This is a genomic window from Pseudoalteromonas rubra, assembly GCF_000967655.1.
GTDB lineage: Bacteria > Pseudomonadota > Gammaproteobacteria > Enterobacterales > Alteromonadaceae > Pseudoalteromonas > Pseudoalteromonas rubra_A.
Genome location: NZ_JXYA01000020.1, coordinates 37,512 through 60,276, shown reverse-complemented (window position 1 = coordinate 60,276; position 22,765 = coordinate 37,512). Strand labels below are relative to the sequence as shown.

Below are 22,765 nucleotides of genomic sequence, written 5' to 3'. Positions count from 1 at the left end.
GTTTGAAGGCCTAAGGGGAAGTTAAGCTCGAGCGAAGTTATTGGAGATATATAGACATGTCTAAAGTCTGTCAAGTTACAGGTAAGCGCCCGGTTGTTGGTAACAACCGTTCACACGCGCGCAACGCAACTAAGCGTCGTTTCCTACCTAACCTGCAAACACACCGTTTCTGGGTTGAAAGCGAAAAGCGCTTTGTTACTCTACGCACTACTACTAAAGGTATGCGTATCATCGATAAAAAAGGCATCGACGCGGTATTGACTGATATCCGTGCTCGCGGCGAAAAAGTATAAGGAGCTTAAATCATGCGTGATAAGATCCGTCTAGTTTCTACTGCTGGTACTGGTTATTTCTACACTACCGACAAGAACAAGCGTAACATGCCTGAAAAAATGGAGATCAAAAAGTACGATCCTAAAGTACGTAAGCACGTGATCTTCAAAGAAGCGAAAATCAAGTAATTCGCTTTTAGATTCGAAAAACCCGGCTCAGGCCGGGTTTTTTATTGCCTGCGTTTAGCCTGTTTTAGCATTCTGCCAAGTCTGAGCTACTTTTTTGGTGTCTCATCACACTATGCAGATGGTGCTTACCCTTTTTTTACGTCTCTCCACATATCTTTCGCGACATAACCTAGCATGGTGACATGATCATGCGCGCTTATTTCACAATACGCCCAGCGAGAACATAGAGTTGCACAGCCGAATATAGTCGCTTCTTCATTGTCCGGGGGCATCGGCAGGTATCGTGCTAAAAACTAGCGTTTTATTCAGAGGTTATGACTAAGAGGCCGGGCTATTACTGGGGGCATTTTAAGCTACTGAATAATACCAAAGTGCATGGCTTTGGCGATGGCCTGAGTACGGTTAATCACATTGAACTTGGTAAATATATTCGATAAATGAAATTTGATGGTGCGCTCAGATATACTGAGGATCTGCGCAATATCGCCGTTGGCTTTGCCTTCCTTTGCCCATTTTAATACTTCAAGCTCGCGAGCGGATAATTGCGGCATTCCCATTTTGCGTCGGGTATTTTCGCCATCGCGTGAAAATAACTCATGAAAATGTGGCGCAATATATGAGAGGAGCTGTTCACCATCTTGGTCTGGCATAGCTTGTGTCGCAAGCGACAACAAGGTAGAGCCACTGTGATTATTGACCACAACCGACAGGCCGTGACTGCCCACATATTTCTGAGATAGCAGCTGAAAGTCACTGGAATAAGGCTGTTTGGCAGGTGAGAACTGAAAGGCACTTTGCCAGTCGATGACCCGGCTGCTGTGTGAGGCTGCGTTAAGGACCGGATCTTGTTGATAGAACTTACGCTGAAAGTGGAGCTGTTGCCACTCACTATTTAAATTGTAGGTAAATAGTTGCGAGGGACTGGTAAGTTGAAATTGCTCATGTATATCAATGGCTAAAATGGCGCTTTTGATGGGAATAATTTTATCCAGTTTATTAAACAGTAGATGGACTGAATGACCGTCATTATCTGATTTTACACAGCTGTCAATAAAATCCAGTGTCTGGAACAGTTTATCCTTGTTAATCATAGCAATGCAGCACAGTTATTTTCCATTATGAGTAACGATATTATTATCGGGATATGGTTAGTCAAGTGTTTATTTTTAAAGCTTAATTTCTCTCAATTATAGTCGCGCGCAAAGAGTAGGAGTATGACGCCTCTTTGTTTTGGTCTGGTTTGGCGTAAATCGGACCCTTTAACCGGCTTATCAAGCTTCTCTGCGCCATGACCTGACCACCTGTACAGGTGTAAAACCGGGTAAAGGCACTAGCATAGCAGGGGTTGAAGCACGCTATCTAATCAGGAGAAAATGATGAACAGTACAACAATGCAGGCCCTTCGAATTCATACCTATGGCAATCGGCAGGTATTGCTTGAAGAGCAAGTACCATTACCCCATGTCGCTGAAGATGATGTCTTGATTGAGGTGGTCTGTACCAGTGTTAATCCGGTTGACTGGAAAGTGCGGGAAGGCTGGTTAGCAGCAGAGGGGCTGCATCAATTGCCTTTGATCTTGGGCTGGGATGTGGCAGGCAGGGTCGTGCAAATGGGCAAGCAGGTGAGTGGCTTACAAATTGGCAGCCCTGTTTATGCCTTTGGCGATTTGAGCAGGGACGGGGCTTATGCGCAATACATCAGCGTGAATGCCGCGCTGGTGGCAAAAAAACCGCGCTCTTTGAGTTTTGCCGAGGCCGCCTCAGTGCCGCTGACTGCGCTTACGGCCTGGCAGGCAATGCATCAGCTGGCAGAGATTGGGCCGGGTACAAAGGTCTTGATCCATGGTGCCAGTGGTGGAGTTGGCAGTTTTGCTGTGCAATTTGCAAAGCGCCAGGGGGCGCGCGTGAGTGCGGTTGCATCGGCCGCCAATCATGATTACCTGCGCGCACTGGGCGCAGATCAGGTGGCAGACTATCGCACCCCTGATTATCTAAAAGCGTTGGGACAGTTTGATGTGGTGTTTGATGTTGTCGATAACGATGCGCCGGGGATATATGATGCGCTAAACGCATCCGGCCTGTACATTTCAACGCTGAAGACGCACGCGTTACCCAGCCGATATCGCTTCGCCCATGAACGGGTGTTGGTCATGCCAGATGGTGATCAGCTTGCACACATCGGCACCTTAATTGACAGTGGCGAGATTAAACTTCCCGAGATTGTTGAAATGCCCTTTGCTCAAATCGCACAAGCTCATGCTCGCTCAGAAACGGAGCATGTCCGGGGCAAAATTGTTATTCGAATCTAATACCAATTTCACTTAATACCTGCTCAATTTGAGGGAGCAAATATGGCGCTAACGGTGTTAAAAATTTCTTATTTAGAACAACTAAATAGCAAAATTTTTGCCTTGTTATCCCCCTATTTTCTTGCCTCAAAATAGAACACTTAATTAAGCAAATTGGTATAACATGCAAGCCTGGTTGGTTACCCTAACCAATAAAAGGAGTGTTTGATGAAGTCTATAATGATGTTGATAGCGTGCGGATTGCTGTGGGGATCCCAGTATACCTTTAATGCTGTTGCGCTGGAGAGTATCCCGGCACTGTGGATAGCCGCGTTGCGTTCTGGTATCGGTGCGCTGGTACTGATTGTTGCCTGTTATTTTCTGGGTTTAAAGCGTGAACCCGGACACTGGCGTTTGTTGTTTGTCATTGGCTTGCTGGAAGCCACTTTACCATTTCTGCTCGTGGCCTGGGGGCAGCAAACAACGGCAGCTGCGCATGCCGCGGTCATTACGGGCATGAATCCTCTGCTGACGATTTTACTTGCCCCCTTATTGCTCAAAGACAGTGAGTTTAGCGTTAAAGGGGTTGTGTGTGGCCTGATTGGATTTGCCGGCTTGTTGTATTTATTTTTACCCCAGCTGCAAACGCAATCGACCTCTCAGTTTGTGGGAGCTGCGGCAATTTTTATTGCGGCGCTGAGCTTTGCCCTGAGTCTAATCCTGGTCAGAAAGCTTGCACATCTGCACCCTGTGGTTGTGGCTCGTGATGTGATTGCGATTTCTGCTGTGCAGTTACTGCCCCTGGCTGTGTTATTTTCGCCACTGGATGTGGCACAAATCAAACTAGACGCAGTACTCGCCAGTGGTTATCTCGGGGTGTTCTGTGGTGGAGTCGTGTATATCTTGTTTATGCAGCTGATCATGAGCAAAGGGCCGGCTTTTGCCTCATTCAGTAATTATCTGGTGCCAACCGTGGGGGTGCTATTATCTTATCTCATCAGCGATCAGGTATTTGACGCGCGGCTCCCGGTTAGCCTGGGCATCATCATGTGTGCCATTTTTGTTTACCAGTATCAGGGTAAACGTGATAACAAGAAAGAAAATGCATCGTCTGCCTTGCAGAGCAGCTAAAAACAAAAAAGCCCTGACAGGAGCAGGGCTTTTTCTGAGGTTTATCAGCCAGGTTTATGCGAATGCATCTTGCAGTGGCGGAACAACCTGCTTTTTACGGCTTAGTACGCCATCCAGCCATACTCGGCTATTTTCAGGGGTAACCTTATAGGCTTTGGCGACAATGCTTTCGTCGTCAGAAGCGATCAGCATTTGTGAGCCTTCTTGCATGATGTCGGTGAGTAGCAGTAATACTGAGTGACGGCCACCTTCTTCTTTCAGCTTAGCAATGTCAGCTTCCAAGTCGGCTTTGATGTCGTCGAATACAGACAGGTCGATCACTTCCAGCTGGCCGATACCAACCAGGTTGCCGTTCATGTTGAAGTCTTTAAAGTCACGCATTACCAGGTCGCGTGCCGGTGTGCCTTCAACCGCGGATTTGACTTTGAACATTTCCATGCCCAGTGCTTTAAAGTCTTCGATGCCGGCAATTTCAGCCAGTGCTTCTACACATTTAATGTCTGCTGTCGTGCAAGTTGGTGATTTGAAGATCACTGTATCGCTCAGGATGGCACACATCATCAGGCCTGCAATCCCTTGTGGGATTTCTACGCCATAAAAGTCGTACATCATTTTAATGATGGTATTGCTACACCCTACCGGACGGATCCAACACTCAAGCGGCGTTGAGGTAGTCAGGTCGCCCAGTTTGTGGTGGTCAACCACGCCAACAACAGTAGCCTCGTCGATGTCGTCTGGCGCTTGTGTTTTCTCTGTATGGTCAACGATATAGACTTCTTCACCGGCATAGCTAAGCTTAAGCTCCGGGGCTTCAAAGCCAAAGCGCTCCAGAATGAACTGGGTCTCGGGAGAAACATCGCCCAAACGTGTTGGAACTGCTTCTTCACCGATCTGGTTCTTCAGGTAAGCCAGTGCAATTGCACCACAAATTGAATCTGAGTCTGGGATCTTGTGTCCCACTACATACATTGCCATTGACGGTTCTCCAAAAAAATTTGTCGCCATTCTAGCAAAAATTAACCACAAGAAAACAGCATAAGCTGGGCTAATCGCAGCTTTTTCATGTGCCGCATAACATCCGCTTGCGCTCTGAGTTGTTATCCCGAATGTAACTGCAAGCTATCCGGGTATTTTCTTTGCTCTGTTAATACTGCAAGCGTAGTATAAAGTGGTCTTTGTTTAACTTAGCCAAGGAGGCGTTAAGTGGAAAAAATCTATCTGGTGCTGGCCTGGCTGGGGCTGGCCATTTTTTTATATTCCATTGCTATTCGTCAGCTGCAGCGGGCGGAATTTACCGGGCCGATGTGGTTTGTGCTGTTTGGCTGTGCCCTGGGTTGGTATTTTCAGGATTCACTGGCGCTGCGGCTGGAAACGCTGCGTGAGTTTTTGCCGCTGGTAGAATTGATCCTGGCCATTTTTTTGTTCTCTGATGCGGCAAAAACTCGTCTCAGAGTGCTGCTGCACTCCTATCAACTGCCGCTGTTACTGTTGCTCGCGCTGCCATTAACCATGGGGTTTGCGGCATTTGGGGCATATGCGCTGTTGGCTTTGCCCTGGCTAAGCTGTTTTATTCTGGCGATTATGCTGACACCCACCGATGCGGCCTTATGTCAGAGCTTTATTCAGCAAAAGCAGGTACCGGCTAAGCTTCGCGAGGCCATTAATGTGGAAAGTGGCCTGAATGATGGTTTATGTGTGCCGGTTTTTCTGTTCTTACTCAGCAGCAGTCTGTATACCCAGCAGCCCGCGCAGCGCTCTCTGGGAGCGCTATTTTTGCAGGAAGTCGGCCTCGCACTGGTTGTTGCATTAGTGTTAACTGCTATCGCCATTTACCTGATAAAGTTGACCTATCGTCATCACTTCTTTGCCGCCAAGAGCAGTCCGTTTTTGTTTATCGGGATTGCCATTGCGGTGTTTTCCGTTACGCAATTAGCTGGCGGCAGCGGCTTTATCGCGGTGTTTATCAGTGGCTTGTTGTTTGACTATGGTTTTCGTGATGCCCTGAAAGACAAACTCATTGAAGAAAGTGAGCACATTGCTGACCTGGCGGCTTATATTCTGTGGGTGATCTTCGGGATCAGCGCCAGTGTGCTGATGTTCACAACATTTGACTGGCTGGTGTGGGCCTATGCCCTGCTGGCAGTGGCTGTGTTCCGCTTCTTTCCTGTGATCTTACTATTACTGGGCACCCGGCTAAATTGGTACGAGCGAGTGGTGCTGGCCTGGTTTGGGCCAAAAGGTTTGGCGTCGGTGGTGTTAAGTCTGATGCTGCTGGGTTCTGAACTGCCAGACAGTCTGCTGATCACTAAGATCACGGCAGCCACCGTCTTACTGAGTATCTTTATCTTTGGGGTGAGTGGCCATCTGGCTGGCGCTTTTTTGATGAAAAAACAATAGTGCAATAACACAAAGTGTAATCCGGCTGAAATAAAAGAGTCATCAAGTGTCCCTAAACTGTGCCGCGGCTCAGATGATTACGTTTTAGGAACACTACAATGAAAAAAAAGCTATTAGCAGTGGCGGTATCTGCCGTCTTATTGACCGCATGTAATGATGACGATACCAAAACGGTAGAAGTCGTAAAAGAAGTTGAGGTTGTTAAAGAGGTTGAAGTTGCGCCTAAGCCTGTTACTCAGGTGAAGAATGTTATCCTGTTGATTGGAGACGGGATGGGCGCACAGCAGGTTGGATTACTTGAAGAGTATGCACGTCGTGCACCCAATTCTACGTATAACAATAAAAACAATGAAACCGCGCTGTCTAAACTTGCTGCCGGTGGTCATCTGGGTTTATCACTAAACGCACCACATGGCGAAAATGGCAAGCTGGTCGTTGACTCAGCCTGTTCAGCAACACAGCTGGCAACGGGCAAAGCCGCTGGCTCTGAAATGATTGGTCTGGATGACCAGGGTTATGTGATTGAAACCATTCTGGAGAAAGCTAAGAAAGCAGGCAAAGCAACAGGTCTGGTCTCTGATACGCGCCTGACTCATGCTACGCCAGCTGCCTTTGCTGCACACCAGCCTCACCGCTCTTACGAGCCGGAAATTGCCGTTGAAATGGTTGAAAGTGGCATGGTCGATGTCATGCTTTCTGGCGGAGCGCGTGCATTCTTACCTGAAGTGCTAAAAGCGGCGAAAGCCGAAGGTGCCTCAGAGGAAATTAAACAAAAAGCGGCTGAAGTTAAGCAGCAAATGGCTGCTCTGGGCATGCCTGAAAAGTCATATTCAGACTCAAAACGAAAAGATGAACGCAATGTTGTGGTAGAGGCAAAAGAGCAGCATGGCTATGAGCTGGCCTTTGACAATGCACAACTGAGTGCACTTAAAGGTGACAAAATCCTCGGTTTGTTTGCGAAGTCAGGTATGGCAGATGGGATTGCCTATAAAGCATGTAAAGCGGATAACAGCTGTACTCAGCCTTCTTTAAAAGACATGACACTGAAAGCGCTGGATATACTGTCTAAAGATGAAGACGGTTTCTTCCTCATGATCGAAGGTGGTCAGATTGACTGGGCAGGTCACGCGAACGACGCGGGCTGGATGCTCAATGAGCTACTGAAGTTTGACGAAGCGGTAGAAGCTGTTCATGAGTGGGCTAAAGAGCGTACCGACACTTTGGTTGTTGTGACTGCTGACCACGAAACAGGTAGCTTTGGTTTCAGCTATTCAAGCCACAACAAACCAGACGGTGTTGACCTGCCGGGCGACGGTATGCGCGGTAAACAATACAAGCCTAAGTTTAATTTCGGTGGTCTTGAATTACTGGATACGCTGTACGCACAAAAAGGTACCTTCTACGATGTGATTGGCCATGTAAATGGTGACTATGACTTCAGCAACTCAACGGATCAGGACTGGCAAGATGCCATCAAAATGTACACGCCGTATGAAGTCAGCATTGACGAAGCCGCTCGCATGAATGAATTTAAAGGCTTCAATAGCGACAATGTACCGCTGCCTAAATTTGATGACTTCTCTGACTTCTATGTGTACGGCACTGAAGACTATACAGCCAAAGTTGGCCGCATCGTGGCGAAACAGCAAAACGTAGTGTGGGGCACTGGTACACACACAGCTGCACCTGTTCCTGTCTACGCGTTTGGTCCGGCTGGCGTGACTGAGCAGTTCTCAACACTGCAACACCATGTCGACATCGGCACTAAGATGATTAAAGCGCTGGGCCTGGCAGAGGCTGAGTAAGACAGGTTTTTAAGGATAATCCATAATAACTAACATAAAAGATCTGCCGATCTTATTTAGGCCACAGCCAAACTGTGGCCTTTTTTGTTTTGAGCTGAAGGCGAGAAAAAGCTGTTCAAATACAAGTGCATGGCTCTGAGTGTTGGGTTGGTTAAAATGTGACACTCCTAACTGTTGTACAACAAAGCCTCTAAATCGGCCAGGCTCATAGGCTTGGCATAAAAATACCCCTGACCATAATCACACCCAGCTTGTTTGAGCAGCTCATGCTGCGTAGCGGTTTCAATGCCCTCAGCAATGACCTTAAGCCCTAGCTGATGTGCCATCATGATCATGGTTTCGCACAGTACCAGGTCGTCTTCGTTGTGTTCAATGCCATCAACAAAGCGTTTGTCTATCTTGATCAAGTCGGTGTCCATTTGCTTAAGATAAGCCAGGGAGGAGTAACCGGTACCAAAGTCATCCAGCGCAATTGAAAACCCTTGCTGGATGAGCTGACCAAGGCGTGCCTGACTGCGGCCTTCTCCTTGCATCATCAGGCCTTCGGTGATTTCAATGACCACGTCTTCGGGTTGCAAATTGGCGTCGTGGAGCTGTTCTTGCCACTTCAGCAGGCTGGTGTGTTTGGCGTTAAACTGCACTGGCGATACGTTCAGACTGATCTGGAACGCACCATGGCGTTGTTGCAGGTGGCTGAGTGTTTGCAGCGTTTGCTGGAAGGCAAACTCTCCCAGTTGATGGATCAGCTGGGTCTCCTCAGCAAGGGGTATAAAGTGACCCGGGCTGATCATCCCCTTGTCTGGATGCTGCCAGCGGATCAGGGCTTCGGCTTTGTGGATCTGCCGGGTTTGCATGGTCACTATCGGCTGATAGTACATCACAAATTGTGCGTCGGTTAATGCCTGACGCATGTCTCTGAGCATAACAAGCCGCTGCTCATTTTGCTGGCGCAGGGCCGAGTCAAAGCAGGCATACCCATTGCGGCCCAGGCTTTTTGCCTGGTACATGGCTTGATCGGCGGCCTTCAGTAACAGCTCGCTGCTATCACCGTCTCTGGGGCTAAGCGCAATGCCAATGCTGGCGCCTATCTGACAATGTTCACCTTCGAGGATAAAGTCTTGCTTAAATACCTTCAGGACACGCTCCGCCAGTGAAATGGCGTGCGCTTGCGTGCGACAGTGCTCGCAGATAATCACAAACTCATCGCCACCGATCCGCGATAACGTCAGGCCGGGTTGTTCCAGAGACTGCAGCGCTTTGGCAACCTGGGCCAGTAGCTGATCGCCATAATAATGCCCTAAGGTGTCGTTAATATCCTTAAAATGGTCGAGATCCAGCAGCAGAATGGCCAGCGATGTGCCAGGTGTTTCAAGCAAGGTATTGAGATGCTTTTTCAGGCTAGTCCGGTTGGGCAGATCGGTCAGTGAGTCATAGTGGCTTTGTCGCCAAAGTTGCTCATCTTTGCGTTTGTTGTCGGTAATATCCGTAAAAATGGCTACTCTGCGGTAGGGCGCGCCTTGCTCGTCATAAACTGTATCTATGGTCAGCCATTCGGTATACAGCTCACCATTTTTGCGTTGGTTAACTATCTCGCCCTGCCAGCGGCCGGTGTCGTTGAGTGCATGCCACATCTGGCGGTAAAAGTCGCGGTCGTGTTTGCCTGAGTTGAGAATCGCGGTGGTTTTTCCAATGGCCTCCTGCGCACTGAATCCGGTCACTTCAACAAATGCAAGGTTAACATCCAGGATATAACCATGTGCATCGGTAATGACCATGCCTTCACTGGAGTTGTTATATACCAGCGCCGCCAGATTCAGTGCTTCTTCCTGGCGCTTGCGGTGGCTGATATCTCGGATCACTATCACAGCTTCTTCGCCGTGGCTCATGCCCTGAACACGCACCTCATAGCCCTGCTGATTCTCGCCCTGGGTATATTCCAGCAGCAGCTGAGGCTGCTCTTTAAGGAGTGTTAGCGCAACCCGGATCCGTTTATGAATATGGTGTGGAAACAGCTCGCTCAGCGTATTGCCTTGTTGCACCAGGTTACCGTGTTTAGCCAGTACCTGCCCCTGTGTATCGACGCGCAGGTAGCTGTCGGGCAGCGCCGACAGCAGAGTTTGCAGTTCTGTGTGTTTATGGGTTAACTGTTGCTCGGTTTGCAACCGCACTTTGGCCATGTTTTCAAAATGTTCCCCCAGCACGGCCAGTTCCTGTGGCATGGTGTGGCGGGTGAGATCCAGTGTGCGTCCCTGTGCCAGGGCTGCAATGGCTTGCCTGAATTGCGTTAAGGGTAGCAGCAGGGTTTTGTTGAGACGATAACGGGCCAGCCAGATAAGCAGGCACAGCAAGATAAAAAAGCTGCTTAAAACCAGCGCAAAGTGGCGCTGCGTTTGTTGCCAGGCCGCTTCAAATGGGAAAGCGAAATAGATGCTCAGCTCACCGCGCGCGGCCAATAAAGGCAGGCGAATATACACATAGTGGTGACCATTGGCATCATTGAGTAGCACCGCCTGCTCGCTCAGACTCGCTGGCCAGTCTGAGCTAACAGCTCTGCCCAAAGGCTCAGTACTGTATGGGTATTCGGCGACAATCGCACGGGTGTGATCGGCAATCATCACGCGGGTGCCCTGAGGCAGCGTGAGTCTGGACAGTGAGCGGCTCCAGTGTGACAAGCGTTTCACGGCTATGATCACCATCACCAGCTGACCATGCTGATAAACCGGGTGGGCAAAGTTGAGTGTGGCACTGTCGATACTTCTGTCATGCTGATATTCACCAATACTAAAGGTGCCCTCATCGATTGCCTGCTGAAAGTAGGGGCGATCGGCAATGGAGATAGGGCCCGATATCTTAGATAAAGAGCAGGTGACGTTACCATCAGGCTTGGCCAGACCAAAGTTGGCAAAGCTGGGCGACAGATGCTGTGCATTGGACAGCAGTTGTGGGCAGCGACCACCATGGTGTTGCAAATTGTCTGGCTGATAGGCCAGTTGTTGCAGCAGCGTTTGTGTGGCGGCCACTTCGGCATGTTGTAATGTGGCAACCTGATTGGCATACATCAGGGCCTGTTGCTCCTGTAGTTGTAGCATGTTGCTGCGCTGCGCGAACAACAGAGCCAGGATCAGCAAAAAGCCAGGCAGACTGAGTATGAGCATCAATCGGTAAAATCGCTGTTTTATTGATATTTCTTTAATAATAAAAACTCGCCTGGGTTTAAGGTGGCGGCATGATACAAGCGCAGCGCGCTTTAACCAACCCGTTTAAGCTAAATACTAGTCGAGAGTTATTAATTTTTCGGCTTTTTGGTAACACCCCGGCGCGTAAAAATTTCATGAATGAAATATTCCACAGTTATCAAAAAAGGGACGCTTTTACGTAAAAAGATCCCACATTATTTGTCTGCCCACATTTTCCCACCGAATTCATGGAGTTCCGCAAAACCCGCGATTTTTCTGGCCTGTAGGCGAGTCAAGCCGTGTGATCCAACTTGACAAAAAGGCTTGTCAAGCCCTAGACTGTCATCCTGTGGGAAAATGTGGGTTAGAGTGGATCAAATTGGATCAAAGATTGGCTAATCGTATCAGGCCGAGCGGGTAGTTATGTTCCGCGGCGCAAGCTCATTGAGCCTGGATGACAAAGGGCGTTTTTCGATACCAACCCGGTATCGCCAGCCGCTGCTGTCTGAAGAACAGGGGGCCGTGATCTGCACTATTGCGATCAATGAACCATGTCTGTGGCTTTATCCATTGTCTGAGTGGCGCGAAATTGAATCCAGATTACAACGACTATCCAACACCAACCCCAGAGTCAGACGCTGGCAGCGCATGCTTTTAGGACATGCGGAAGAATACCAGCTCGACAAAAATGGTCGAATTTTACTGGCGCCCACGTTGCGTGCCCATGCTGGCCTTGGCAAAAAGCTGATGCTGGTCGGATTGCTCAATAAATTTGAGATCTGGGACGAAGCACGCTGGTATGAGCAAATGCAGGCCGATACCGAGATTGAGCGCAGTGGTGACGTAGAAGCGTGCCCTGAGCTGGATGACTTTTCTTTATAACTGGGGTGAAAACCAAATTTTATGGCGACAGAATGGCAACATATTTCAGTGTTGATGGCTGAAACGCTGGATGCATTGAATATCCAACCCGATGGCACTTATATCGACGGTACATTCGGCCGTGGTGGCCACTCGGGTGAAATACTTAAGCGGCTGAACGAGCAGGGCAGATTACAGGCCATTGATCAGGATCCGCAAGCGATTGCGGCGGCACAGAAGTTCGCCGATGATCCGCGTTTTAGTATTGCCCACAATCGCTTTTCGCACATTGAGAGTGTCGCCCGTGATGCCGGTCTGCTGGGCAAAGTTGATGGTATCTTACTGGATATTGGCGTGTCTTCACCTCAGCTTGATGACGCCGAGCGTGGCTTTAGCTTTATGAAAGATGGCCCGCTGGATATGCGCATGAACCCAACGGCTGGCCGCAGTGCCGCACAGTGGCTGGCAGAAGCCGAGCTCGAAGACATGGTGTTTGTGATCAAAAAATACGGTGAAGAAAAATTTGCCCGCCGCATTGCAACTAAGATCATTGAAACCCGCGAGCACACAGAGATCACCTCGACCAAGCAACTGGCAGATCTAATTGATGAAGCGGTGCCGGTCAAAGACAAGCATAAGCACCCGGCCACGCGCACCTTTCAGGCCATTCGCATTTACATCAATAGTGAGCTTGAAGAGATCCAGACAGCATTGCAGGCCGCACTGGCGGTATTAAAACCGGGTGGTCGTCTGGTGGTGATCTCCTTCCATTCACTGGAAGATCGCATTGTGAAACAGTTTATTAAAAAACAAAGTAAAGGGGAGGCTGTGCCACGTGGTTTGCCGCTGACAGACGCGCAGCTTAAGCAAAACCTGACACTGAAGGCGGTGGGTAAAGCCATTAAACCCAGTCAGGCTGAAATCGATGCCAATCCGCGTGCGCGCAGCTCGGTGCTGAGAATTGCCGAGAAACTGTAATGAAAAAGCATCAGCGTCAGCCCAAGTTATTTTTAGAAATATGCCAGTTACTACTGGCTAATAAGCTGACGTTTGTGTTGCTGGCGTTGACTTTAGGGTCGGCGCTTGCGGTGGTGCAGGTAACACACCTGACCCGCCAGCAGTTGATAGAGCAGGACAAGCTATTACAAAAACGGGATGAACTGGACCTGGAATGGCGCTACTTGCTGGTTGAGGAAGAGTTTTATTCTCAGCATGCACGTATTGAAGAAGTGGCCAGAACCCAGTTACAGATGAAGCGGCCAACCAGTAAAGAAGAGCAGGTGATCGTACTACCATGAGCCCGGCGAAAAAGACTTCTGTTAACTTAATCAGCTGGCGCTTTGCGCTGGTCAGTGTGATGCTGGTGTTGGTTTTTGCCGCATTGATCGCCCGTGCTGCCTATTTACAGGTGATTGAGCCCGACAAAGCCCGCTCTGAAAATGCCAAGCGCACAGTGCGGGTTGAAACCGTGCGGGTGCAGCGCGGGATGATCTTTGACCGTAATGGCAAAGAGCTGGCAGTCAGCGTGCCTGTGGTCAGCGTCTATGCCGACCCCAAAGCGCTGGATAAGGCATTGACTAAGAAGGTGCTGAGAAAGGCGCGTCGCAATGGGGAAGATTCTCAGGCGCTGGCCGATAATGCCGCCGAACTCAGTGCCCGTAAACAGGCTTTTTATCAGGATGAAGTACGCTGGCGTGAGCTGGCCGATGTGCTGCAAATCAAACAACAAAAAATAGACAAGCGCCTGCGCGACAATCCCGCGCGTCGTTTTGTGTATTTAAAACGCCAGGTAACGCCCGCGGTGGCCAACTATATTCGTCAGATGCGCCTGCCAGGGATCCATTTGCTCGACGAGTCTAAGCGGTATTATCCCAATGGTGAGGTGACGGCCCATGTACTGGGTGTGACCAACATTGATGGCATTGGCATCGAAGGCATTGAAAAGCTCTATGACAAGGCGCTGACAGGCACCGAAGGACGTCGCACTATTCGTAAAGATGCTCAGGGGCGTGAGGTTCAGGTGCTGGCAGAGGAAGAGCGGGTTGAGCCGGAAGACGTTCACCTGAGTATCGACTTGCGGATCCAGGCGATTGCCTATCAGGCGTTAAAATCGGCGGTGCTGACTTATCAGGCCACTTCAGGTTCGGCCATGGTGGTGGATGTGCACAGCGGTGAGATCCTCGCTATGGTCAACAGTCCGAGCTTTAATCCCAATGATATGAGTGATGCGGCGCCTTATAAGCGTCGTAACCGGGCCATTACCGATCTATTCGAGCCGGGGTCAACTTTGAAACCGTTGGCTGTGTTGGCAGGGCTAGATCATGGCGTTATTCAGGCGGATGACACCATAAATACCTACCCAGGCTGGATGCGCCTCAATGGCGGACTGGTTAAAGACGAGCGCAACCACGGTGAAATGACCTTGCGCGAAATTCTAAAGATATCCAGTAACATGGGCGTGGCTAAAATTAGTCAGATGCTGCCCAAAGAGTATTTTGTTGGCCTGTATCAGCAAGTTGGTTTTGGCGAAGACACCGGCACTATGATGATCGGCGAAAGCTCTGGCCTGTTTTATCCCAACCGCCGCTGGTCAGATTTTGAAATCGCCACTTTGTCTTATGGCTACGCGGTGTCGGTCAGTACCGCTCAGGTGGCCCGATTGTATGCGACCTTTGGCGCTGGTGGTATTTCTCGTCCGCTGACCATTATGAAGCAAAATGACCCCGTGCCGGGTGAGCGTTTGTTCCGTGAAGAAGATGCCCTGGCTGTGGTGGAAATGATGGAGTCGGTCTTTGAAAAAGGCGGTACGGCATCGAATGTGATTGTGGATGGTTACCGGGCCGCGGCGAAAACCGGTACTTCAGAAAAGGCCATTGCAGGCGGATATGGTGACGAATATGTGGGCTATTTTGCCGGCGTTGCACCGGTCAGCGATCCTCGCCTGGCCGTGGTCGTCATGATCAATGAACCCGGCGGGGATGTGTATTACGGCGGACACACGGCGGGGCCGGTGTTTGCCGAAATTGTTTCTAACGCACTGAGAATTTTAAATGTGGCACCGGACAAAGATCGGGTTGCTTATTTAAAGAGGCCGGATAATGACTCGTGATTTGAGCCAGGCACTGGCTGACATTGGGGTTTCACACCCAAGTATAGAGATTAACGCGTTGCGCCTGGACAGCCGAGAAGTGGGTCCGGGCGATTGCTTTATTGCGCTACGGGGTCATCAGCAGGATGGTGGCCAGTATGTAGGCTCTGCGCTTGAGCGTGGTGCGGCACTGGTACTGGCCGATGAAAACTGCGTTGTTGATGTGCAAGACTCACGGGTTGTCTCACGGATTATTAAGATCCGCGCACTGGCCGACAAAGTGGCCATGCTGGCTGCGACGTTTTATGGCGAGCCAAGCCGCGCGATGACGCTGGTAGGTGTAACGGGCACCAATGGTAAGTCGACCACCACGGCCATGATAGCGCATCTGGCCAGCGCCTGTGGACTACCCGGTGCGGTAATCGGCACGCTCGGTTACGGGGCACCAGACTCGCTAACGCCTTTGAATAACACCACTCCGTCTCACGTCGATCTGCAGCGTATTTTAAGCGAGCTGCGTGATAGCTATCCGCTGGCTGCGATGGAAGTATCATCCCATGGGTTGGTGCAGGGGCGGGTTGCGCAGTGCCAGTTTGAGGCGGCGGTATTTACCAATTTAAGCCGTGATCATCTGGATTATCATGGCACCATGGAAAACTATGCCGAGGCCAAGCTGCAGCTATTCAGCGCCTGTCAGCCAAATTACTCGGTGATCAATATTGATGACCCCTGGGCACAGCGTTGGCTAAAAGAAGGCAAGATAACGCGTCCGGTCGGCTTTGGCCGTATGCCTGCCGATGACACGCTAAGCGAGACTGTACAGCAGTTTGTTTATTTTAGTGACGCACGCTTTGACAGCCTGGGCATACATGTCAGATTACACACCAGCTGGGGCGATGCCGAAGTTAGCACACCTTTATTTGGCGAGTTTAATCTGTATAACCTGAGTGCGGCGTTTGCTGTGTTACTGACCCAGGGGGTCGCGCTGTCACAACTGGTTAAAGGTGCTGCGCAACTAAAGCCCGTCACCGGTCGGATGCAGGCAATTGAAGTAGCCGGGCAGCCAACCTGTGTGGTTGACTATGCCCACACGCCGGATGCACTGGCCTTGGCACTGCAGGCGCTACAACAGCATGTACCGGGCAAAGTGACCTGTGTATTTGGCTGTGGCGGCGAGCGCGATAAAGGTAAGCGTGCGCTGATGGCTCAGGCGGCGGAGCGATATGCGGATACTGTGGTGATCACCAGCGACAATCCGCGTGGTGAAGATCCACTCGACATTATTAACGACATTAAGGCTGGGCTCAGTAAGCCCGAGTATGCTCTTTGTCAGCCTGATAGGGCGAGTGCCATACGTGAGGCAATTCGGGGCGCTGATCAACATAGCGTGATCCTGATCGCCGGTAAAGGGCATGAAGACTATCAGATCATAGGTAACCAACGCCTGGCTTTTAGCGATATTAGCTGGGCTCAGAAAATATTATCAGGGGAAAGTGCATGATCAAGATGGATCTCTCTTGGCTTGCGGATGTACTGAAGGCCCCTTTTGACGGGCAAAACCGCAGTGTTTCAAATATAAATACAGATACACGTACAATTAGCGAAAACGAAGTGTTTCTGGCGTTAAAAGGACCTAATTTCGACGGTCATAAATTCGTTGCCCAGGCGCAGCAAAAAGGTGCGATTGCGGCGATTGTTGACCATCCGGTCGACGTGGATATTCCTCAACTGATTGTCAAAGATACGCGACTGGCACTGGGGCAACTCGGTCAGGCCGTGATCCGACAAGTATCACCCAAAACGCTGGCGATCACCGGCAGTGTGGGTAAGACCACAGTGAAAGAAATGTCGGCGGCCATTCTATCCCGACTGGGTAAAGTGCTGGCCACGGCGGGCAACTTCAATAATGACATAGGCGTTCCGCTGACCTTGCTGCGCCTGAGTGAAGACGATGAGTTTGCGGTCATTGAATTAGGCGCAAACCACATAGGTGAAATTGCTTATACCAGCGCGCTGGTTAAGCCAGATGTTGCGGTTGTATGTAATGTGGCACCGGCGCACATTGAGGGTTTTGGCTCGATAGAAGGTGTTGGCCAGGCGAAAGGCGAAATTTTCTCAGGCCTCAAAGACAACGGCGTTGCGGTGTTGAACTGCGACTGTCGCTTTGCCCCTATGTGGGAGCAAGGCTTAACGACGCAGCGCACCAGCCGCTTCTCTATGGCACAGCAGCTTGATTTATGGGTAGAGGATATTAGCCTGGATACACTGGGCCGTGCCACCTTTGCACTGTGTCAGGGCACGCAGCGCGTCACCATTACGCTTCCTCTGCCTGGCGAGCATAATGTCATGAATGCGCTGATAGCAGCATCTTGTACGGTACAACTGGGTGCGACCCTGGAAGATATCAAAGTTGCGCTGCAAAGCATGGCTGAAGTGAAAGGGCGCGTTAACCTGATTGAAGTGTCGGATACGCTGCGGGTCATTGATGACAGCTACAATGCCAATGTGCGCTCTGTCAAAGCCGCCATCGACCTGCTGGCCAGTATGCCGGGCTATCGGGTGTTTGCGCTGGGTGATATGAGCGAGCTGGGTGAAGAGGCGCGGCAATATCATGAGGAGGTGGGTGAGTATGCCAAAGAAAAAGGCATTGATGCACTGTTTTCTCTGGGGGTATTGAGCCGTTATGCCAGCGATGTGTTTGAAACTGCAAATCGTCACTTTTCGCAGCGCGAGCACATGTTACAGGCAATTGCACAACTCTTAGCGCAGCACGATGAAGTGTGTACTGTGCTGGTGAAGGGCTCGCGCAGTGCGCGTATGGAGCTGCTGGTGGCCGATCTGGTCGATGCCTCAAAAGCCCACAACAACGACGCAAATAGCGAAGAGGACAGCTCATGTTAGCCTGGTTAGCGGAATACCTGACGCAATATTACAGTGGCTTTAATGTTTTCTCCTATCTGACGCTGCGTGCGATCCTGGGGATCCTGACCGCATTAATGATCTCTTTGTACTTCGGACCTAAGCTGATCCGGGCCTTACAGAGAATGCAAATTGGCCAGACTGTCAGAGACGACGGTCCGGAATCTCATTTATCTAAATCAGGCACGCCGACGATGGGCGGACTACTGATCTTAGGGGCTATTTTTGCCAGTACTTTGCTGTGGGGCGACCTGGGCAATAAATACGTCTGGATCACTTTGTTTGTGATTGGTTCTCTGGGTATCGTCGGGTTTGTGGATGACTACCGTAAAGTTATTCGCAAAGACAGCAAAGGCTTGATAGCTAGATGGAAATATTTCTGGCAGTCCGTGATTGCCATTTCGGTCGCCGCCTTTATCTACTTCACGTCGACGGACCCTTCTGAAACCGTGCTGGTGGTGCCCTTTTTCAAAGACGTCCTGCCTCAGCTTGGGTTGTTTTATTTGGTGATGAGTTATTTTGTGCTGGTTGGTACGTCGAACGCCGTGAACCTGACTGACGGGCTTGATGGTCTGGCCATAGTCCCGACTATTCTGGTGGCATCAGCGCTGGCTATCATCGCTTATGTGACCGGCAATGCCGTGTTTGCCAACTATCTGCATATTCCGCATATCGCCGCTGCCAGTGAGCTGGTGGTGGTCTGTACGGCAATTGTTGGCGCCGGGCTTGGCTTCTTATGGTTCAATACCTATCCGGCACAAGTGTTTATGGGCGATGTCGGTTCACTGGCACTCGGTGGTGCCTTGGGGATCATCGCTATTTTGGTGCGTCAGGAGCTGGTGTTACTGATTATGGGCGGCGTCTTTGTCATGGAAGCACTATCGGTGATCTTGCAGGTTGGTTCTTATAAGCTGCGTGGTCAGCGGATCTTCCGTATGGCACCCATACATCACCACTATGAATTAAAAGGCTGGCCGGAGCCCAGAGTGATAGTGCGATTCTGGATCATTTCGATCATTTTGGTGCTGGCGGGACTGGCAACCTTAAAGATCCGCTAAAGCAGTACACTAAGGTTATGATATGGGTTATTTAGACACCTTAAAAAATAAACACATTACCGTGCTCGGACTGGGTGTCACCGGTCTGGGCATAGTACGCTTTTTGGTACGCCATGGCATTACGCCTAAGGTCGTCGACTCTCGCCCTGTGCCTCCTGGTGCCGACTGGATGAACCACAACTTGCCTGAATGCGAGGCGGTGTTTGGCCCACTCGCAGAGGCGGCACTGAGTGCAACCGACTTGGTGGTGATCAGTCCCGGTGTGCCTTTGTATGAGACCTGTGTGGCTCAGGCAATTGCAGCCGGGGTTGAAGTCATTGGTGACGTCGAATTGTTTGCTCGTCTGAATGACAAGCCCGTGATTGCGGTAACCGGTTCAAACGGTAAATCAACCGTGGTGAGCCTGGCGGCTGAGGTGTGTCAGCAGGCGGGTTTAAAGGTCGGGCTGGGCGGTAATATTGGCACGTCTGTGTTGGATCTGCTGGAGCGAGACTTTGATGTGTTTGTGCTGGAGCTGTCGAGTTTTCAGCTCGAAACCACCCACAGCTTGCACTGTCTGAGTGCCATGATCCTCAATATCACCGAAGATCACATGGACAGATATCCGGATTTTGCCGCCTACTGCGAAGCAAAATTACGCATTTATCAGCAGGTCGATTGTCTGGTGTATAACGCCGACGATCCGCGTACCTTCCTGCCTCATGATAACGCACTGAGTGTGGCGCTTGAAGGCGCGACTTGCAGCTTAACGCAAGACCATGGGCAAACTTATTTTTCTTTGCATGGCAAAATGTTGTGTCCGGTTGATACGCTGGCCATGCCGGGTAAACACAACCAGTTTAACGCTCTGGCGGTAATGGCACTGTTGTCGCCGCTGGCACTGCCAGACAGCGCCTTTATCGCGGCGTTTGGGGCGTTCAAAGGGTTACCGCACCGCTGTCAGTTGGTTGCTGATGTGCAGGGAGTGCGTTATTTCAATGACTCCAAAGCAACCAATGTTGGCGCGACAGTGGCGGCGCTGGAAAGCCTGGCCGGTGAACAAGGCCAGATTTTATTGATCGTGGGCGGCGATGCCAAAGGGGCTGACTTGTCGCCACTCAAAGCGCCGTTACAGCGTTATTGTAAAACCGTATTTTGCTTCGGTAAGGATGGCGCTGACTTTATGCCACTACACCCGCACAGCCAGATGGTCAACAATCTGAGTGAGGCCGTTGCGCTGGCTGCGCAGCAGGCTAAGCCCGGCGATCTGGTGCTGCTGGCGCCCGCTTGTGCAAGTATTGATATGTACGCCAACTATATGGCGCGTGGCGAGGAGTTTTGTCGCCTGGTTGAGGGGCAAATATGCTGAGCATGACCGCACTGCGGCGCACCTTCACCCCAACCCCTTCGGACTCTTTGTTCGATGTGCCACTGTTGTACGCCATGTTGTGTCTGGTGGGCGTTGGTTTTGTGATGGTCACCAGTGCCTCTATGCCTGTGGCTGAACGCCTGTACGATAACCCCTACCATATTGTGACGCGTCACGGCATGTTTCTGGTGATGGCGCTGGTGCTGTTTTGGCTCAGCACCTCCGTGCCTATGACCTGGTGGAAACGCTTCAACCCCTATCTTTTATTGCTGGGACTCGTGCTGCTGGCTGTGGTGCTGGTTGTTGGCCGAGAGGTGAATGGTTCCAAGCGTTGGTTACCTGTTGGCCCGATTGGCTTTCAGGTAGCAGAGGCCGCAAAACTGTTTTTCTTCAGTTATATCGCCGGTTATCTGGTGCGCAAACGCGATGAAGTGCAGGAAAACCTCAAGGGGTTTGCAAAACCCATTATTGTCTTTGCGGTTTATGCCTTTTTAATTCTGATGCAACCGGACCTGGGCACTGTGGTGGTGATGTTTGTTACTACCGTTGGGCTGTTATTTCTGGCGGGCGCAAAGCTCTGGCAGTTTTTTGCTCTGATGCTGACCGGGGTGTTGCTGGTGGTGATGTTGATAATCTTTGAGCCATACCGGATGGCCCGGGTGGTGGGTTTCCTGGAGCCCTGGGAAGATCCCTTTGGTAAAGGCTATCAGCTGGTCCAGTCTCTTATGGCATATGGTCAGGGCGGCTGGTTCGGCCAGGGTCTGGGCAACAGTGTTCAGAAGTTACAGTATTTACCGGAAGCACATAACGATTTTATTTTTGCCGTGGTGGCCGAAGAGCTGGGCTTTGTCGGCGTGATTTGTGTACTGTTGACGCTGGCGACTTTAGTGTTCAGGGCCTTGCTCATAGGTCAAAAAGCGCTTAAATCGGGCAAAGAATATGAGGGTTACCTGGCGCTTGGGATCGGCATCTGGTTCGCTTTTCAGACTGTAGTCAATGTCGGTGCGAGTGCGGGCATGTTGCCAACCAAAGGTCTGACACTGCCGTTTATCTCCTACGGGGGGTCGAGTTTATTGATCATGACCATTGCTGCGGGGTTATTACAGCGCATTGATTTTGAAACTAAGCTGTCGACCCGTCAGGCTACCTCCCGGGGAGGAAAAAAATGACCAAACGATTACTGGTTGTGGCCGGCGGCACCGGTGGACATATTTTCCCGGGTATCGCCGTGGCCAAAGCACTTGAGGCGCAGGGCTGGCAAATATCCTGGGTCGGCACCGCTGACAGAATGGAAGCGCAAGTCGTACCGGCACATGGTATAGACATCGACTTTATAGAAGTAAAAGGGGTGCGCGGTAACGGGGTAAAACGCTTGCTGACTGCACCCTGGATGGTGATAAAGGCCATTTTTGCTGCCAGAGCCATCATTCGCCATCGCCGTCCGGACGTGATCCTGGCGATGGGAGGCTATGTCACAGGTCCTGTTGGACTGGCTGCCAAGCTGGCTGGCGTGCCTTTGGTGATCCATGAACAAAATGCGGTTGCCGGCTTAAGTAATAAATTATTGGCGCGCATTGCCAGCAGAGTATTGGCGGCATTTCCGCAGGCTTTTGCCGAGCGTGCGCATGATGTTGTGGGTAATCCTGTGCGTGCAAGTGTGGCACAGCTTAAGCCAAAACAACCGGGGAGTGCCGTTAATGTGCTGGTTGTGGGCGGCTCTTTGGGCGCGAAAGTGCTCAACGATACGGTCCCTGAGGCCATAGCATTACTGACTGAGGCAACATCCTGCAACATACAGGTTTGGCACCAAAGCGGTAAGGGCAATCATGTTGCACTAGAAGGTGACTACCAGCGCTTAGGATTACAGGCCAAAGTGGCCGAATTTATTGATGATATGGATCAGGCTTATGACTGGGCCGATATGGTGATTTGCCGCGCGGGCGCACTGACGGTGAGCGAGATTGCCGCCGCAGGTAAGATGGCCATTTTTGTGCCTTTACCGCATGCGGTGGATGATCATCAGACGGCTAATGCACGATTTTTAGTAGACGGATCGGCAGCGTTGCTGGTTCCACAATCAGCATTATCGGCACAGCACCTGTGCGACACTTTGATACCTTATTGTCGCGACCGGGCACTGATCTGGGAAAAAGCAAATAAAGCAAAAGCTTGTGCGCAGCTGTCTGCAACCCAGTCAGTGGCCGCCATTTGCGAAGAAGTAACGAATTAAAAG

Annotated in this window: 19 protein-coding genes; 16 read left to right on the top strand and 3 right to left on the bottom strand. The window is 50.7% G+C overall.

Annotated features, from left to right (window positions below; genetic code table 11):
* Window positions 1–56 precede the first annotated feature (56 nt).
* Both rpmB and rpmG read left to right on the top strand, forming a co-directional pair.
* A complete protein-coding gene (rpmB, locus tag TW77_RS09895; protein WP_010383680.1) occupies window positions 57–293 on the top strand; it encodes a 50S ribosomal protein L28 in 237 nt (78 codons plus the stop codon).
* A 12-nt stretch (window positions 294–305) separates the two neighbouring features.
* Entirely contained in the window at window positions 306–461 is a 156-nt protein-coding gene (gene rpmG / locus TW77_RS09890; RefSeq protein WP_005493124.1) for a 50S ribosomal protein L33, read from the top strand.
* 353 nt (window positions 462–814) lie between these two features.
* Here rpmG and TW77_RS24235 read toward each other — a convergent pair whose 3' ends face one another.
* Window positions 815–1,552, bottom strand: a complete 738-nt coding sequence (locus TW77_RS24235; RefSeq protein ID WP_052713136.1) for a helix-turn-helix transcriptional regulator — start codon at window positions 1,550–1,552, stop codon at window positions 815–817.
* A gap of 285 nt (window positions 1,553–1,837) precedes the next feature.
* Here TW77_RS24235 and TW77_RS09880 point away from each other — a divergent pair, with 285 nt between their 5' ends.
* Together TW77_RS09880 and TW77_RS09875 are read left to right on the top strand one after the other, a co-directional pair.
* A complete protein-coding gene (locus TW77_RS09880; RefSeq protein WP_046004818.1) occupies window positions 1,838–2,770 on the top strand; it encodes an NADP-dependent oxidoreductase in 933 nt (310 codons plus the stop codon).
* 207 nt (window positions 2,771–2,977) lie between these two features.
* On the top strand, window positions 2,978–3,880 hold the full coding sequence (locus tag TW77_RS09875) for a DMT family transporter (RefSeq protein WP_046004817.1): 903 nt from the start codon (window positions 2,978–2,980) through the stop codon (window positions 3,878–3,880).
* Window positions 3,881–3,934: 54 nt separating this feature from the next.
* Here TW77_RS09875 and TW77_RS09870 read toward each other — a convergent pair whose 3' ends face one another.
* Entirely contained in the window at window positions 3,935–4,855 is a 921-nt protein-coding gene (locus TW77_RS09870; protein WP_046004816.1) for a manganese-dependent inorganic pyrophosphatase, read from the bottom strand.
* Between the two features lie 228 nt (window positions 4,856–5,083).
* On the opposite strand from TW77_RS09870, the gene TW77_RS09865 reads away from it, so the two are divergent.
* Together TW77_RS09865 and TW77_RS09860 are read left to right on the top strand one after the other, a co-directional pair.
* The gene (locus TW77_RS09865) at window positions 5,084–6,277 is read left to right on the top strand and encodes a cation:proton antiporter (RefSeq protein ID WP_046004815.1); all 1,194 of its coding nucleotides are present in this window, start codon (window positions 5,084–5,086) and stop codon (window positions 6,275–6,277) included.
* A gap of 98 nt (window positions 6,278–6,375) precedes the next feature.
* Window positions 6,376–8,082 carry an alkaline phosphatase gene (locus TW77_RS09860; RefSeq protein ID WP_046004814.1) on the top strand — a complete coding sequence of 569 codons (1,707 nt, stop codon included), beginning with the start codon at window positions 6,376–6,378 and terminating at the stop codon, window positions 8,080–8,082.
* 167 nt (window positions 8,083–8,249) lie between these two features.
* Here TW77_RS09860 and TW77_RS09855 read toward each other — a convergent pair whose 3' ends face one another.
* Window positions 8,250–11,237, bottom strand: a complete 2,988-nt coding sequence (locus TW77_RS09855) for a bifunctional diguanylate cyclase/phosphodiesterase (RefSeq protein WP_082078898.1) — start codon at window positions 11,235–11,237, stop codon at window positions 8,250–8,252.
* A gap of 444 nt (window positions 11,238–11,681) precedes the next feature.
* Between TW77_RS09855 and mraZ the strand changes: the two genes are divergently transcribed.
* From mraZ to murG, 10 genes are read left to right on the top strand one after another with little or no spacing between them, the layout of a single operon-like run.
* A complete protein-coding gene (gene mraZ / locus TW77_RS09850; protein ID WP_046004813.1) occupies window positions 11,682–12,140 on the top strand; it encodes a division/cell wall cluster transcriptional repressor MraZ in 459 nt (152 codons plus the stop codon).
* Between the two features lie 21 nt (window positions 12,141–12,161).
* A complete protein-coding gene (gene rsmH, locus TW77_RS09845) occupies window positions 12,162–13,097 on the top strand; it encodes a 16S rRNA (cytosine(1402)-N(4))-methyltransferase RsmH (RefSeq protein ID WP_046004812.1) in 936 nt (311 codons plus the stop codon).
* Window positions 13,097–13,417 carry a cell division protein FtsL gene (gene ftsL / locus TW77_RS09840; protein ID WP_046004811.1) on the top strand — a complete coding sequence of 107 codons (321 nt, stop codon included), beginning with the start codon at window positions 13,097–13,099 and terminating at the stop codon, window positions 13,415–13,417. Before rsmH ends, ftsL begins: the two co-directional genes overlap by 1 nt.
* The gene (locus TW77_RS09835) at window positions 13,414–15,228 is read left to right on the top strand and encodes a penicillin-binding transpeptidase domain-containing protein (RefSeq protein ID WP_046004810.1); all 1,815 of its coding nucleotides are present in this window, start codon (window positions 13,414–13,416) and stop codon (window positions 15,226–15,228) included. The genes ftsL and TW77_RS09835 overlap by 4 nt, the downstream gene beginning before the upstream one ends.
* A complete protein-coding gene (locus tag TW77_RS09830; RefSeq protein WP_046004809.1) occupies window positions 15,218–16,708 on the top strand; it encodes a UDP-N-acetylmuramoyl-L-alanyl-D-glutamate--2,6-diaminopimelate ligase in 1,491 nt (496 codons plus the stop codon). The genes TW77_RS09835 and TW77_RS09830 overlap by 11 nt, the downstream gene beginning before the upstream one ends.
* Window positions 16,705–18,108, top strand: a complete 1,404-nt coding sequence (locus tag TW77_RS09825; RefSeq protein WP_046004808.1) for a UDP-N-acetylmuramoyl-tripeptide--D-alanyl-D-alanine ligase — start codon at window positions 16,705–16,707, stop codon at window positions 18,106–18,108. The genes TW77_RS09830 and TW77_RS09825 overlap by 4 nt, the downstream gene beginning before the upstream one ends.
* Window positions 18,102–19,184, top strand: a complete 1,083-nt coding sequence (gene mraY / locus TW77_RS09820) for a phospho-N-acetylmuramoyl-pentapeptide-transferase (protein WP_046004807.1) — start codon at window positions 18,102–18,104, stop codon at window positions 19,182–19,184. The genes TW77_RS09825 and mraY overlap by 7 nt, the downstream gene beginning before the upstream one ends.
* A gap of 22 nt (window positions 19,185–19,206) precedes the next feature.
* Entirely contained in the window at window positions 19,207–20,532 is a 1,326-nt protein-coding gene (gene murD, locus TW77_RS09815; RefSeq protein ID WP_046004806.1) for a UDP-N-acetylmuramoyl-L-alanine--D-glutamate ligase, read from the top strand.
* Complete coding sequence (gene ftsW / locus TW77_RS09810) at window positions 20,526–21,701, top strand: cell division protein FtsW (protein ID WP_046004805.1); 1,176 nt, start codon at window positions 20,526–20,528, stop codon at window positions 21,699–21,701. The genes murD and ftsW overlap by 7 nt, the downstream gene beginning before the upstream one ends.
* Window positions 21,698–22,762, top strand: a complete 1,065-nt coding sequence (gene murG / locus TW77_RS09805; protein WP_046004804.1) for an undecaprenyldiphospho-muramoylpentapeptide beta-N-acetylglucosaminyltransferase — start codon at window positions 21,698–21,700, stop codon at window positions 22,760–22,762. Before ftsW ends, murG begins: the two co-directional genes overlap by 4 nt.
* The last annotated feature ends 3 nt before the right edge of the window (window positions 22,763–22,765 follow it).